14 protein-coding genes are annotated in these 13,701 nt (G+C 58.6%); 5 read left to right on the top strand and 9 right to left on the bottom strand.

Features of this window, described 5'->3' with window-relative positions; translation table 11 throughout:
• Both NW835_RS07760 and NW835_RS07755 read right to left on the bottom strand, forming a co-directional pair.
• Positions 1 to 419: GAF domain-containing protein (locus tag NW835_RS07760; RefSeq protein WP_414414969.1), on the bottom strand; the 419-nt coding region annotated here is incomplete at its 3' end.
• Between the two features lie 125 nt (positions 420 to 544).
• Positions 545 to 1,363, bottom strand: a complete 819-nt coding sequence (locus NW835_RS07755) for a TatD family hydrolase (protein ID WP_414366417.1) — start codon at positions 1,361 to 1,363, stop codon at positions 545 to 547.
• 198 nt (positions 1,364 to 1,561) lie between these two features.
• On the opposite strand from NW835_RS07755, the gene NW835_RS07750 reads away from it, so the two are divergent.
• The gene (locus tag NW835_RS07750; RefSeq protein WP_414414968.1) at positions 1,562 to 2,152 is read left to right on the top strand and encodes a thioredoxin family protein; all 591 of its coding nucleotides are present in this window, start codon (positions 1,562 to 1,564) and stop codon (positions 2,150 to 2,152) included.
• Positions 2,153 to 2,645: 493 nt separating this feature from the next.
• On the opposite strand, the gene NW835_RS07745 is transcribed toward NW835_RS07750, so the two are convergent.
• Positions 2,646 to 3,950, bottom strand: coding sequence for an NYN domain-containing protein (locus tag NW835_RS07745; RefSeq protein ID WP_414414967.1), 1,305 nt, complete (start codon positions 3,948 to 3,950; stop codon positions 2,646 to 2,648).
• A 625-nt stretch (positions 3,951 to 4,575) separates the two neighbouring features.
• On the opposite strand from NW835_RS07745, the gene NW835_RS07740 reads away from it, so the two are divergent.
• A complete protein-coding gene (locus NW835_RS07740; protein ID WP_414414966.1) occupies positions 4,576 to 5,928 on the top strand; it encodes an ABC transporter substrate-binding protein in 1,353 nt (450 codons plus the stop codon).
• A 109-nt stretch (positions 5,929 to 6,037) separates the two neighbouring features.
• A complete protein-coding gene (locus NW835_RS07735; protein WP_414414965.1) occupies positions 6,038 to 7,240 on the top strand; it encodes a carbohydrate ABC transporter permease in 1,203 nt (400 codons plus the stop codon).
• Between the two features lie 72 nt (positions 7,241 to 7,312).
• On the opposite strand, the gene NW835_RS07730 is transcribed toward NW835_RS07735, so the two are convergent.
• Positions 7,313 to 7,747, bottom strand: a complete 435-nt coding sequence (locus NW835_RS07730; RefSeq protein WP_414366575.1) for a photosystem II biosynthesis protein — start codon at positions 7,745 to 7,747, stop codon at positions 7,313 to 7,315.
• A 35-nt stretch (positions 7,748 to 7,782) separates the two neighbouring features.
• On the bottom strand, positions 7,783 to 8,058 hold the full coding sequence (gene rpsO / locus NW835_RS07725; RefSeq protein WP_414366576.1) for a 30S ribosomal protein S15: 276 nt from the start codon (positions 8,056 to 8,058) through the stop codon (positions 7,783 to 7,785).
• 89 nt (positions 8,059 to 8,147) lie between these two features.
• Between rpsO and NW835_RS07720 the strand changes: the two genes are divergently transcribed.
• Positions 8,148 to 8,828: a HEAT repeat domain-containing protein gene (locus tag NW835_RS07720; protein ID WP_414371228.1), complete on the top strand. Its 681-nt coding sequence runs from the start codon at positions 8,148 to 8,150 to the stop codon at positions 8,826 to 8,828.
• 51 nt (positions 8,829 to 8,879) lie between these two features.
• On the opposite strand, the gene apcD is transcribed toward NW835_RS07720, so the two are convergent.
• The 4 genes from apcD to NW835_RS07700 form a co-directional block, all read right to left on the bottom strand.
• Positions 8,880 to 9,365, bottom strand: coding sequence for an allophycocyanin subunit alpha-B (gene apcD, locus NW835_RS07715; protein ID WP_414371226.1), 486 nt, complete (start codon positions 9,363 to 9,365; stop codon positions 8,880 to 8,882).
• 182 nt (positions 9,366 to 9,547) lie between these two features.
• Positions 9,548 to 10,759 carry a type IV pilus twitching motility protein PilT gene (locus NW835_RS07710; RefSeq protein ID WP_414414964.1) on the bottom strand — a complete coding sequence of 404 codons (1,212 nt, stop codon included), beginning with the start codon at positions 10,757 to 10,759 and terminating at the stop codon, positions 9,548 to 9,550.
• 391 nt (positions 10,760 to 11,150) lie between these two features.
• Complete coding sequence (gene folE / locus NW835_RS07705) at positions 11,151 to 11,840, bottom strand: GTP cyclohydrolase I FolE (RefSeq protein ID WP_414335003.1); 690 nt, start codon at positions 11,838 to 11,840, stop codon at positions 11,151 to 11,153.
• Between the two features lie 109 nt (positions 11,841 to 11,949).
• The gene (locus NW835_RS07700) at positions 11,950 to 12,675 is read right to left on the bottom strand and encodes an SDR family oxidoreductase (protein WP_414414963.1); all 726 of its coding nucleotides are present in this window, start codon (positions 12,673 to 12,675) and stop codon (positions 11,950 to 11,952) included.
• A gap of 213 nt (positions 12,676 to 12,888) precedes the next feature.
• Here NW835_RS07700 and NW835_RS07695 point away from each other — a divergent pair.
• On the top strand, positions 12,889 to 13,701 hold an 813-nt coding region (locus tag NW835_RS07695; RefSeq protein ID WP_414414962.1), incomplete at its 3' end, for an ABC transporter ATP-binding protein.

The following is a 13,701-nucleotide window of genomic DNA, read 5'->3' as shown; positions in this document are numbered from 1 at the left end:
GGATCCACCGGCCGCTGCGGCACCTCTCCCAGAGGCAAAGGCTGGGCCTGGGCAAAGCGGCCCAGGGGCTCCGGCTGGCTGAGGGAGCGGGTTTGGCCCTCCACATCCACGATGACCCGCACCTGGGCCAGGCGAAACAGGTGCCGCGCTTGCTCAGGAATATCCCCCGCCGGAAAAGACAAACCCAGGAGAGAGGGCAGCCGCTCAGCTTGTCGAGCTTCCGCCACCACCGTTCCATGACCTTCCGGGTCGAAGCGGTACACCTTGACCCGATCCGTGCCCAAAAAGGCGCGCACCTCCTCCACCGTTGCCCTCAGGATCTGATCCAGCTCCAGGGATTGCCGGATCTGGTGGGTAATGCGGTTGATGAGGGCATCCCGGCTGGTGCAGGCCGCAGGAGCCAAGTTTTCCGTAGCCATCTCTCCATAAGGAAGCGCAGAAGTATTGGAAGCTACACTCCCTCTTTCACGATAGCGCCCCCTGCCGGGAAGTTACAGAGCCGCAAGGGAAAAGCTTAAGGAATTCAAAAGTTCTCCACTCTCCTTCACAAAGGGGGCTGGGGCAGGCGGAAGAGGCGGGCGGCATTTTGGCTGGTCTGTTGGGCCAGGTCTTCCAAGGGGATCCGCAACAGCTCCGCCAGGGTTTGGGCCACCCGCTGCACATGGGCTGGCTCGTTGCGCTTGCCGCGGAAAGGGGTGGGGGCCAAAAAAGGGCAATCGGTTTCCACCAAAAGCTGGGACAAGGGCACCTCCAAGGCCGACCGGCGCACGGTCTCGGCGTTCTTGAAGGTCACGATGCCGCTAAAGCTGATGAAGCAGCCCAGCTCCACAAAGAGCCGCGTCTCCTCCGGGGATCCGCTCCAGCAGTGCATCACCACCCGCAGCGGCCCCCCAGTGGCCAGGGCCTCCTTGAGGATTTCGTAGGTGGCTGCTGCCGCCTCGCGGCAATGGACGATCAGGGCCAAATCCTGCTCCTGGGCAATGGCAATGTGGGCGCGGAAGGATGCTTGTTGCCGCTCGATGTCCGCCGGGTCGGACTTGTAAAAATCTAAGCCCGTCTCCCCGATGGCCACCACCCGCGTGTCGCTGGCGGCCAACTGGGCGATCTTTTCGGCCAGATCCGGCTGCCACTGGCGCGCCTCCAGAGGGTGCAGCCCCACCGACAAAAACACCTCCGGATACTGGTCGGCAATGGCCTGCAACTGGGGAAATTCCGCTGGCGTTACACAGGAGTGCACCAGTTGCCGGATCCCGGCCTGGCGCCAGCGCTCGGCCACCTGCGGTAGATCTTCTGTAAAGTCGGGATAGTTCAGGTGGACGTGGGTGTCCACCAGGGGGGCAGCGGGCAAGACGGCGGTGCTCAAGGCTCAGCTCCCGAACAAAATGTTGCGGACTCTATCCAATTTTGACACTCCCCCGCCGGGAAACCGGTGGCTTTACGCGGCTATTCGTAAAAGCGGTTCTCGGCCCGGTCGGGATCCTAAGGATCCCTTCTTGCCGGCAAGCCTGGGAGAGCAGGATGATCCATGATGATTAAAGAAATCTGACGCTGGAGGTTTGTTATGGCCCGTACTCCCTCGACCATGCTGCCTTTGGGCACCCCGGCCCCTGACTTCAGCCTGCCGGATGTGGTGAGCGGCCAAACCATTTCCCTCTCTACTTTTGCCGACAAGCCCGCTTTGCTGGTGATGTTCATCTGCCAGCACTGCCCCTATGTGAAGCACGTGCAAGAAGAGCTGGCCCGCATCGGCAGAGATTACAAGGATCGCGGCGTCGGCATTGTAGCCATCAGCGCCAACGATGTGGAGAAATACCCCGACGACAGCCCCGAGAACTTGAAGAAGATGGCCGAGACCTTGGGCTTTACCTTCCCCTTCTGCTACGACGAAACCCAAGAGGTGGCCAAAGCCTTTAGCGCTGCCTGCACCCCCGACTTTTTCCTATTTGATGCGGAGCGTAAGCTGGTCTACCGGGGCCAACTGGACGACAGCCGCCCCAGCCTGACGGATGTGCCGGTGACGGGCAAAGACTTGCGGGCGGCACTGGATAACCTGCTGGCGGGCAAGCCCATTGATCCTGACCAAAAGCCCAGCCTCGGCTGCAACATCAAGTGGAAGCCCGGCAACGAGCCCGACTACTTCAAGCAAGCCTAAATCCGCCGGAAGTCCTTGAGTATAACCCGAAGTTGCCGACCAGGGGTACAGCGCCTACCCTCAGAAAAAAGCGGGCAGCGATGTTAAAAAATTGCGCTGGCTCGCTGGTCTAAAGCTACAGGGAATTGGGCAGGTGCTCCTGCCGTCCAGCAAAGCTGAGGTTGGCAAAGGCAATTCTGGCCATGCTCTAACAGCTACTCCCACTGCCTCTGCTCAAATGGCCAGTGTAGCCCATCAGTAAACTACCCGCTTCTGGCCGCTAAGCGGTACGGAGCGGGTTTAAGCGCTACGCGCCACTGACGCGAATGGCAGCCCTGCAGTTGGCAAGCTAACCACGGACTCCAGGCTGGTTTACAGCAGCCCCAAAACGCAATCCCATGGGCGCTCCGCCTCTGACCAAACCTACTGGGTTTCTAGGGATCCCTTAAACTTAGCGGGACTAGCAGCATAACCTTCAGCAGCAGGGCTCAGCGCTGTTTACTGCATGTTTTTGTCAGGCATCCGCTGGCAGCAGCTCATTAAGAAACTCATCCTGCACTTCACCAAGAGCAGCTGTTAGCTTTGCCCGTGCTGCCAACCCTAGCGCACCTAGGATCTGTGCAGGCGTCCGCATGGTAAACTTCAGCGCTAGCTTCTGTTCTGAAAGAGGCAACCCATCTGGCTGTCGGTCGAAGACTCCTGCCGAGATGAAGCACAGGAGCGCTCTCTTTGTAGCCTCTGAAGATACAGCACTACCAAGGGCGCCGGTTGCCGTTTCGATGATTGTTCCCAGTTCAACGTTGTGCGGTGACACTTCGGCAATCCAGGCTGCAACCCTACTCAGGTCGGCAGGAGCCGGCAGCCGAAAAATTGGCAATCCCGTGGCTAGCAACGACCGGTAGTTCTCGACCGAATGCACAAAGTCGCTACTCAGATCGGGCAGTGCCTCAGCCGCCAGTCGAGCATTGGAGCGGGTTGCCAAAACGACAGCACCACCGCTGGAGCGAAACACGCACAGCTTCGTACCTGCACACAAATACTGAAGCAGCTCGACAAATTTCGCAAATCCGACCCGGCTTGCCTCAAAATCGTGTACTGCGTGACGAATGGCCTCACTCACGACCGACAAATGAAGGCCCTGGCCACTCAGATCGCGTTGGGCTTCCTCATCGTTTTCCAGCCAGTGAAGAATCTCCTTGGCCTTTGCGATCACAGCCTGTCGGTCGCCTGTCCCAACACGCCTTATGGCTCTTGCCATACGAACAACGAGGGGAGTTGTGATCTGCGGCTCCTCCCCAAGGCCTTGGAGTGTGGATGTGGATTCCCGGTCACTTCTGTCCTCCGGATCTGGGATAGGCACGAATTCATCGCAGATGGCTTGGAAGACACGGTTCGCCGCGCTCGTGTATGCACACCCAATGACGACCTTACCGTACTCATGAAGCTTCTTCGCCAGGGAGGCAAAGCCGCCGTCACCGGAGACTATGACGAACACCTCGATTGATGGTCTGATATGTGCCAAGTCAACCGCGTCAATTGCTAGCTGGATGTCAGCAGCATTCTTTTTTTGATCTCTGGAAAAACCGAACACTTGTACAGGCTCGATACCCAACTCGTTGATCTCTCCACGCATGACGCCAAGTCGCGGGTCACTCCAGTTGGCATAAGCGCGTTGAACCGCAATTGCCGATAAGCGGCCGGTCTTGCGGACGGATTCCAGTATTTCTCGGAGTGACAAGTTGGCCAGCGTCTGTGCAGAAAACGCATAACCCTTCAGGAGATTCTCGATATCGTAGAAGATTGCAGTGTTGAACGGCATCGCCTCCCTCCATGCAACATTAACGCCTAAACTCGCTTGCCACAACCCTACCAGGATTTCAACTAGTGACCTGTTCTGAAGTCAGGTGCGGTACTCCCAAAAAATCTACTGGGTTCCCACCGACGTAGATCCCAACATAGCCACCAACTAGATAGCCTGCCTTATCCCGACAATCTTGCTTTTATTTCAGCTTTACCGGATGGCACTCCTTGTTGCACAGCGAGGTTACTTCCGTGTGCAAAGTACCACTGCTCACCCATCTGCTCCCTTAAATTAGTGATTTCCCACGCCGAGCTTCAGTTCCTTCTGCTACGGGGTGGCCGCCTCAAGCCTCCCTCCAAAACTGTCGCTGATACCCAAGTCACCCAAGCCGTCTGCTATTGTCTAGAGCACAGGGATCCCCCGCTCATTGCCTGGACTAGGCCGTGCCTAGGCACTCCAGACCCGCTGAAACCTGATGTTTTTCAAGCTTGGCACCATCTCTGACTCCATCCTGAAGGTTCAATTGGGGCATAGACACCGACGACAGAGCCCTGGCCAAGTTGACGAGGGGAATTATAACCTGCTCTTAATGTCGGTGCAGTATTCTCGGAGGTGCCTTTAGTGAATACAACTGCCTTTTTCTATGAACACCCGTCGTACTTTCCTGGCTTTCGCCGCTGGCTTGGTGGCTGCCGCCGGCGCTGCCTTCCTGGCTGCCGACAGCTTTGCCCAGTCTCCTGCCAACGTCAAAGTTTGGATTGCCTTTACCGATAACCGTCTCGATTGGGCCCGCGCAAAAGCGGCGGAGTTTAACAAGCAATTTCCTCAATACAACGTAACCGTTGAGGGCTACGGCAACTACGAAGAAATTCAACAGGCTACCGACCTCGCTATTCAACAAAATGCCGCTCCGGCGGTGGTGCAGTGGTTTGAGGTGGGCACCCAACGGGCACGGGATTTCGGCTACTTCAAGTCCATCGCCGAGGCGCTGGGCAACCGCACCGAGGTGAACGGGATCCCGGTGAACTTCGACGATTTTATCGAGCCGGTGGTGAGCTACTACACCCTGGATGGTAAGTTCACCTCCATGCCTTGGAACAGCTCCAGCCCCATCCTCTATTCCAACACCGCCATTTTGAAGAAAGCTGGGATCGAGAAGCCACCGGCCACCTGGCAGGAGCTGGAAGCCGCCTGCGAGAAGATCATGGCGCTTCCCGATGCGCCCCAGGGCTGCGTCACCTGGCCCAACCACGGCTGGTTCTACGAGCAGTGGATGGCACAGCAGAATGCTCTCTTGGCCAATAACGAAAATGGCCGCGCCGCTCGGGCTACCCAGGTCTTTTTGGACTCGGAGCCCTCGGTAGCCATCGCCACCTGGTGGAAAGGGATGTACGACAAACGCTACTACATCTACAGCGGCAAGCAGCGGGATTGGGCGGCCACGGAGCAAGCCATCCAAACCGGCACCGTCGCCATGGCCATCACCAGCAGCGCCGATGCGGCCAACATCACCAACGCCGCCAAGCAGAACAACATCGAGCTGGTCACCACCCGCATGCCCTACAACGCCGACAAGGGTTGGACGGGGAACTTGATTGGGGGCGCCAGCCTTTGGTTGGTGAAGGATCTGCCCAAAGAGGTGGAAGAGGGGGCACTGACCTTCATGTTGTGGCTGAATAGCACCGAAAATGCTGCCGAGTGGCACAAGGTAACTGGCTATCTGCCCATTCGCAAAAGCTCGGTAGCCTTGCTGGAGTCGCAGGGCTGGTTCAAGGAAAACCCCAACTTCTTCACTGCCATCGACCAAATCAACAACTCCAAGGTCACCCCTGCCACCCGTGGGGCGTTGCTGGGAGCCTTTCCTGAGATTCGCAACGTGGTGACCCAAACCATGGAGGATCTCATGCTCAAAGGCGGGGAGCCGGCCCAGGCCATGGCCAAGGCCAACGAGGAGGCCAACCGCCTGCTGGCCGAGTACAACTCCCTCTATCAGTAATTGGCCGGTAGCTGGGATGCTGTCGGATTGACGGCGAAATCCGAAGATGGGGAGTGGGCAGCTGCCTGCCCCTTTCTTGGCTTTTGCAAGGTTAGAGGGGAAAGAGAACATGGGGGAATGGATGCAAGTGCTGGTGCCACTGCTGGCAGGGTTGTCAGGGGCCCTCTGGGTGGGATCCCGTTTTCGGCACATCGAGCGGCCTGTGCTGCTGGGGGCGGCTCTGGGGGGTCTGGCAGGAGGGTTGGGATCCCTGATCTTCATGGTGCCGCTGGATTTTTGCACCTTTGCGCCGGAGCGCAAGGCCATCGACTTCGCTTTTGGCGTGGGGCTGGTGCTGGCGGGCATGGCCATCCCCCTCTGGCCGCTGCTGGCGTGGATCCGCAAGGAACAGGAGCGCCGCCTAGGGATCCCCAGTGCAGCCCCCCAAGAGAGGGGTATCTTCAAGCAGGGGTGGCTGGCCTGGCTGCTCTTGTTGCCCACCTTCACCATTTTGGTGGTGTTTCTCTACTATCCAGGGCTGGATACCCTGCGCCTTTCCACTCTGCTCACCTTTGTGGGTGCACCGCGCAGCCGCTTTGTCTGTGTGGATAACTTTACCGCTCTGCTGACAGATTCCACCTATCTGCGCAGCCTGGGGATTACCTTTGCCATTTCGGCGGCTATCGTGGTGCTAGGGCTGAGCGGATCCCTGTTGATCGCCACGTTGCTCTACCAGCCCATTCGCGGAGCGGCGATCTATCGCATCTTACTGATCTGGCCCTATGCCATTTCGCCAGCAGTGGCCGGCATCATCTTTTTCATCATCTTCAACCCCTTGGGCGGTGTAGCCAACTACTTACTGGGGCTGGTAGGGATCCCACGTTTGAACTGGCTGAGCGATCCCAATTTAGCCCCTTGGGTGGTGATCTTTGCCAGCGTTTGGAAGCAGATGGGCTACAACATTTTGTTTTATTTGGCTGGGCTGCAAAACCTGCCTAAAGATTTGCAGGAGGCGGCTGCCATCGATGGGGCAGGGGCCCTTCGCCGCTTTTTTGCCATCACCCTACCGCTGCTTTCCCCCATCACCTTCTTTTTGGTGATCACCAACATGACCTACGCCTTTTTTGATATTTTTGGCACCATTGATCTGCTGACTGCCGGCGGCCCTTCCGGATCCACCTCGGTGCTGATCTACGAGATCTACAAAATCGGTGTATCGTCGGGCAATTTGGGCAGAGCAGCCGCCCAATCAATTGTGCTCTTCTTAATTGTGGTGGGCCTGACGATCCTGCAATTCCGCACCACCGAGCGTCATGTAACGTATGGAGGATGAGAGTTGAGAGCCCCGCTCCCAGAGGAGAGGGGCTAGGGACGAGGGCTGGCCTTTTTTGAGAGAGAGCAAAATCTAGGACTCGTCGGCGTCCGAAGGCTCAGAAGGGGCAGACAACTCGCGCCACTGCTTGAAAACATTGCCTAGGTTGCGGCGGAACTCGCCAATTCCCAGCAGGGATCCCGGCTCTGGATCCCAAGAAGCCGAGAACACGCCGTAGCTAATACCCAAAAAGCCAAGGCCGAAAAAGGCCAGCGACTCCACCAGGGTAAAGTAAGGTGGCAGAGCCACCACATGGTTGGTTAAGAGATAGTAATTGACAAAAAAGCTGCTCAAGCCAAGGCCAGAAGGGATCCCGGAAAAGACCAAGATCCGCCGCACCATGCGCCGGCTCACCTCCGGAGGGATAACAGCAACCGGCTCTCTTTGGGTCGGCTGCTTCTCCACCTGAGCAGGGGTAGGGCTGGAGCGGCGGCGGGAGGCTTTGGAATAGCGGCTGGACTTGCCCACGAAGGTAGCTCTCCAACAGCGATTTAGCTAGCTGCCTACTTTCTCACGCGGATGTTCAACCGTTCGGCCAGCTCCCGGAAGCGGTCGGGAGAACGTTTGGCAATGTAGTTGAGCAGACGCTTGCGCCGACCGATCATCATCATCAGGCCGCGGCGGGAGTTAAAATCTTTCGGGTTTTTCTGAAGGTGCTGCGAGAGTTGGTTGATACGGCTGGTTAGAAGAGCAACTTGTACCTCCGCAGAACCGGTGTCGGTGTCGTGAAGTCGGTAGGTCTCGATAATCTCCTGCTTTTCTTGCTGCAGTAAGGCCATAAGTTCACAAAAACTGGATGCACTGCCTCAGAATGATAACATCGGCTTTTCGTCCTTTGCTATAGCCGGGTTAGGGGGAGAATAAGGAGATGACGACAACTTCTGGGGATCTGCCGGCCTTGCTGGAGCTGTTGAGCTCTCAGAACTTGGGGGATCGGCTGCGCGCCGTCAACAAAGCCAGAGAGCTCCCCCCGACCGCAGCCTTGACACTGTTGCAGCGAGCTGTAACCGACGAGAATGCCCGCGTCCGCTATGCCGCCATCAGCCAATTGGGCACCCTCTCCGGCGAAGGTGTCGATCCGGCTGCCCTTTTGCCGATTCTGCGACGGTTTTTGCGAGAGGATCCCGAGTTCGATGTGCGGGCTGCCGCCGCCGCCGCCCTGGGGGATCTGAAGCAGCCGCAGGCCCTAGACGATCTGCTAGAAGCCTACCAGCGAGAGACGGAGTGGCTGGTGCGCTTTAGCATTGTCGCCGCCCTGGGCGAGCTGGGTAACCCCGCCGCCTTCGATACCCTAGTGCAGGTTTTGCAGGAAGAAGACGAGCTGCTGACAACAGCCGCCGCCGCTGCCCTGGGAGATCTAGGGGATCCGCGAGCCATCCCCCATCTGGAGCCCCTCATCGATTCGGACGACTGGCAGTTGCGCTACCGCGTCTGCATTGCCCTAGCCCAGCTTGGCACCGAGGCAGCTCGCCCTGGCTTGACCCGCTTGGCTCAGGATCCCCAAGAGCAGGTGGCCGCCCACGCCCGCGCCGCCCTAGCATCTCTGTAGGCAGCCCGCCTCTCGACACTCAGACAGGCTTTGCTCCCCAGCAGATACGAGCTAGCTCATGGCGTTGATGATGTAATCAAAGTAGGGAGCGGCCTCGGCGGCGGAGTCGGGATCCAGCAGGCTGAGGGCTGCTTCCTTCAAGAACACGATCGCATCGATCATACCGGCAATGGGCACGTTGAGGGCATTGTACATCTCCCGCACCCCTATCAGGCCGATGGACTCGATCGGCTCCTTGCTGCCAGCAATGATGCCATAGGTCACCAGACGTAGATACCAGTCGTAGTCCCGCAGGCACTGGTTGTAGCGCTTTTCGCCGTAGGCATTGCCGCCGGGTTGTATATATTCGGGTCGCTTGGCAAATAGCCGCTTTTGGGCCTCGTCGATGATGCGCTTTTTATTTTCTGTTAGCACCTGAGCGATTTGCAGACGCCTCTCGCCGCTGCTCATGTAATCTTTGATAGCTTCCAGTTCGCTGACTGAGAGGTAACGCAGTTGGTCATCCGCAGTCTCGATGATCTGGTTGATCACGCTCACGGTAGGGATTCTCCTGTTTTGTAACGCTCTTTCAATTCACTTAATCAAGCCAGCCCAGCAACCCATCCCCCTAGCCAAAGGCTGGCCCAGAAGATGAGAAGACAACTAAGCAAGCTAACTGCTCCCAGTTTAGGATAGGACAGACCTTCCCTCAAGCACCTGGCCCAGCCGGCAGACCGGCTCTAAATCCGGCCCCGCAGCCATTGGGCCATCTCGTTGCGCCGTGGAGCCGCCTCCAGACACACCTCCTCAGTAATCCGTCCCTCCTGGTAGAGCCGAAACAAAGACTGATTCATGGTACACATGCCCTCGTAGGAGCCGTCGGCAATCAGCTCCTCAATCTCGTCCACGGCGCCCCGCTTGATGTAGTCGCGGATAGCATCGGTGTTGCGCATGATCTCGTGGGCCGCCGTCCGCTTACCATCGGTGGTGCGCACCAGCGTCTGGGCAATAATTGCTACTAGAGTCTCCGCTAGTTGCAGACGCATCGGCTCCTGCTCCTCCGGCCGGTAGATCCCCAAGAGACGCTCGATGGTGCGGACGGCACTGTTGGTGTGCAGGGTTCCGAAGACCAAGTGGCCAGTCTGACCAGCCTTCAGAGCCGTATCCACCGTTTCCCGATCCCGCATCTCCCCAATCAGGATGATGTCTGGATCTTCGCGCAGCGAGGCCTTTAGGGCGTTGGCAAACTCCAGAGTGTGGATCCCAACCTCCCGCTGCCGCACCATCGATTTCTTGCTTTGGTGGACGAACTCGATGGGATCCTCAATGGAGATGATGTGCTTGGCGAAGTTGGAGTTGATGTAGTCCACCATCGCCGCCAGAGTCGTGGACTTACCGGAGCCGGTGGGGCCAGTTACCAGAACCAGGCCCTTGTGCTCTTCGGCAATGCGCTTCAACACCTCCGGCGCTCGCAACTGCTCCAAGGTCAAGATCTTGAGCGGGATCAGACGCATCACCATCGCCGGCCCCAGCAGGGAAACAAAGCAGTTGACCCGGCAGCGCACCAGGCCTTCGTACTGGATAGCGGTATCCAGCTCCAGGCACTCCTCAAATTGCCGGATTTGGTTTTCCGGCAGGCTTTCCCGCAGCCAGCCATAGAACATCTCAGTAGTGGTGACCGGGTAGTTACTCAAGACCATTTGCCCCCGATCCCGGAAACGGGGCACCTCTCCCACCCCTAGGTGAATGTCCGAGTAGCCTTTTTCGTAGGCTTCCTGCACCAGTTGGCGCAGCGTCGGGCCAGCGGGGGCAGACTTAGGAGCAGCGGCGGCCACCGGGATCCGTCCAGCAGCCGTTGGTCGAGCCGGCGGCCCAAAAGGCGGAGCAGCCGGACTGGGGCTGGGGGGAGACACCTGAGGCCGGGCGGCAGGAGCTGGAGCGGGCGGTGGCATCTGCGAGGCAGTTGCAGGGCCAGGCATGGGCACTGGCGTCTGAGGCGGAGCGGCAGCCACGCCCGGTGGAACGGGTCGACCCAAGATGGGTTTGGGAGCACTGGTGGCAGGACGCGATCTAAGCCCTTGAGGGGGAGAGGCAGCCAGTACCGGATCCAACTGGGTTGGGGGCTCCACCGGCGGCGTCTGCGCAGCCTCCCGCGCGGGGCGCTGGATATCAGGCGGGGTCGGCGGCTTCCAACCGGAGTCTAAGTCAGTGGGAAATTGGTTCTCAGGGCTGACCTCGCTCATAACAGGCCTCGCTTCTGGCAGGATCTGCGTCGATTTTAAGCTAGTATTCCCAGCCTGAGCAGAGGATTAGCTTTCTTGCCGGCAAAGCGCTGCGGGATCCTTAAAAGTTGGACGGGTGGCGAATGAGGCTCAAGAACTCCTCCCGCGTGCGGGGATCCTCCTGGAACACCCCCACCATCGAGCTGGTGACCGTCCACGAGCCGGGCTTTTGCACCCCCCGCATCACCATGCACATGTGGGTAGCCTCAATAACCACTCCCACCCCATAGGGATCCAGCATGGTCATCAAGGCTTCCGCGATCTGGCGGGTAAGACGCTCCTGAACCTGCAGGCGGCGGGAGTACATCTCGACAATGCGGGCAATCTTGCTCAGGCCAACCACTTTTTGGCGGGGGATGTAAGCCACATGGGCCTTGCCGATAAAGGGCAACAGATGGTGCTCACAGAGGCTAAATAGGGTTACGTCCCGCAGCAGCACCATCTCGTCGTGGCCCTCGTCGAAGATGGCGCCGTTGATGAGATCTTCCAGGGACTGCTGATAGCCGCTGGTCAAAAACTTCAGCGCGGCCACCACTCGCTCCGGGGTTTTCTTGAGACCCTCCCGCTGGGGATCTTCCCCAATGCCCCGCAGCAACGTCTCCACTGCGGCCACCATCGCCGGATCCAGGCTTTCTGAGCCCCTGGGCTCTTGCTCTGCCGAGTGGGACAGATCGCGAATAACCCGAGACTTGAGGTTGGCTTTGTCGTTGAGTCGCAATTCGGCACCGGATCCAGGCTTGGCAAGAGTCATAGCAGGATATTCCTTTGGTTGAACGAAGGGTTGAAGGAACTTGTCGAGGGAGACAGGGCCGGGAAACCCTCAAAACTGGGCTAGCAAGGCCACTCCAGGAAGAGCCAGCCTAAAAGGCCCCCGCCGCCGGCATGAGGGTGAGATCTTCCACCACAGCACCCTTGGGGAGGTGAACGATGTGCGCAACCAAGTCCGCCACCCACTCCGGCGAGAGCATTTGGGAACGGTCGAAATCGACCTGAACTGTGTCCCAAAGGGGGGTATCCACAGCTCCGGGACACAGGCTGGTCACCCGAATGCCATGCTGCCGTTCCTCTGCGGCCAGGGCTTGAGAAAAGCCCAGCAGGCCAAACTTGCTGGCGCAGTAGGCCCCCCAATTGGGAAAGGCTCGCTTGCCCGCAATGGAGATAATGTTGACAATCGTGCCGCAGCGCTGCTGGCGCATCCCGGGCAGAACGGCTTGGGCACAGAGAAAAGCTGCCGTCAGGTTCAAGTCGATCACTCGCTGCCAATCGGACAAAGATAAGGTGGCCAAAGGCCCAACCTGGGCTATGCCGGCGTTATTGACCAAGACATCACAAACACCAAATCGATCCAGGAGAGCCTGCAACTGCTGCGGTAGAGCTGTCAAGTCGGCCAAGTCGATGGGAAAAACCTCCGCCTTTCCTCCCTTTGCCTGGATCTCCGCCTGTACCCCCAGCAAATCGGGACGGGAACGGGCCACCAGAGCAACTGCCACCCCTTGCCGAGCTAGGGCTAGGGCCACCGCTTTGCCGATCCCTCGACTGGCCCCCGTGATCAGGGCACGTTCAGGGAACTTTCTCTCAAAACTCATCCAGAACAGAGACCCTGGAAGGCGCTATCGAGAGCAAGCGCCGCCAAAGTCTGGGAAACTTCGTTAACTAAGTGTAACACTGATTTCTGCCACCCAAAACAAAGGGTCGAAGCTGGGATCCCGACCCCTCTCTATCCCGAGCCGACCGGCCTCAACACAACTTGGGGTATGGTAGTCTACTAAAAGTAGTGAAAATCTTTTGCAACAATCGCCATGGCCGAGTTCTTGGTTTCCTCAACGTCCACTGCTGCCCGGGCGGATTCTCCCTACATTCTTCAGGTTGAGGGCATTAGCAAGAGGTTTCCTGGCCAGCGGCAGTGGGTTTTGCAGGAGGTGGAGTTTCGCCTGCCTCAGGGAGACATTCTGGGGATTGTGGGCCCGTCGGGCTGCGGAAAAACCACCCTCTTGCGTACCATTGCCGGTTTTGAGCAGCCAGACAGCGGGCGGATCCTGCTGGGAGGACAGGTTGTGGTTGGGGATGGGCAGTGGATCCCGCCGGAGCGGCGGGGAGTGGGGCTGGTGTTTCAAGATTTTGCCCTGTTTCCGCACTTGGACGTGTTGGCTAATGTGATGTTTGGCCTCCGGTCCACCAACGCGACTGCGGCAGGGGCGCAGCGGAGCCATCACCCTCCCTTGACGGAGTGGCGAGGTACTGCCCAACAGGCGCGGGAACGGGCTTACGAGGTGTTGCGCTTGGTGGGCCTAGAAGGCTACGTCCACCGCTATCCGCACGAGCTCTCGGGCGGTCAGCAGCAGCGAGTGGCTCTGGCCCGGGCTTTGGCCCCCAGGCCCAGCCTGATCCTTTTGGATGAGCCGCTGAGCAACTTGGATGTGCAGGTGCGCTACTACTTGCGGGAAGAAATCCGCAAAATCCTCAAGCAAACCCAGACCTCGGCCATTTTCGTTACCCACGACCAGGAAGAGGCCCTCTCCCTTTCCGATTGGGTGGCGGTGATGCGGGAGGGCCGCATCGAGCAATGGGGATCCCCGGAGGAAGTTTACCGGGAGCCGGCTACCCGTTTTGTG

Source organism: Synechococcus sp. OH2, from assembly GCF_047462155.1.
Lineage (GTDB): Bacteria > Cyanobacteriota > Cyanobacteriia > Thermostichales > Thermostichaceae > Thermostichus.
Note: the sequence above shows the minus strand (reverse complement) of the source record. Positions and strands in the feature narration are given on the sequence as shown.

Excerpts from the sequence above, each read along its gene's own strand:
- NW835_RS07735 (WP_414414965.1), top strand. The coding sequence starts at position 6,038 with ATGGGGGAATGGATGCAAGTGCTGGTGCCACTGCTGGCAGGGTTGTCA.
- NW835_RS07740 (WP_414414966.1), top strand. The coding sequence starts at position 4,576 with ATGAACACCCGTCGTACTTTCCTGGCTTTCGCCGCTGGCTTGGTGGCT.
- NW835_RS07710 (WP_414414964.1), bottom strand. The coding sequence starts at position 10,759 with ATGCCACCGCCCGCTCCAGCTCCTGCCGCCCGGCCTCAGGTGTCTCCC.
- NW835_RS07745 (WP_414414967.1), bottom strand. The coding sequence starts at position 3,950 with ATGCCGTTCAACACTGCAATCTTCTACGATATCGAGAATCTCCTGAAG.
- rpsO (WP_414366576.1), bottom strand. The coding sequence starts at position 8,058 with ATGGCCTTACTGCAGCAAGAAAAGCAGGAGATTATCGAGACCTACCGA.
- NW835_RS07720 (WP_414371228.1), top strand. The coding sequence starts at position 8,148 with ATGACGACAACTTCTGGGGATCTGCCGGCCTTGCTGGAGCTGTTGAGC.
- NW835_RS07700 (WP_414414963.1), bottom strand. The coding sequence starts at position 12,675 with ATGAGTTTTGAGAGAAAGTTCCCTGAACGTGCCCTGATCACGGGGGCC.
- folE (WP_414335003.1), bottom strand. The coding sequence starts at position 11,840 with ATGACTCTTGCCAAGCCTGGATCCGGTGCCGAATTGCGACTCAACGAC.
- NW835_RS07750 (WP_414414968.1), top strand. The coding sequence starts at position 1,562 with ATGGCCCGTACTCCCTCGACCATGCTGCCTTTGGGCACCCCGGCCCCT.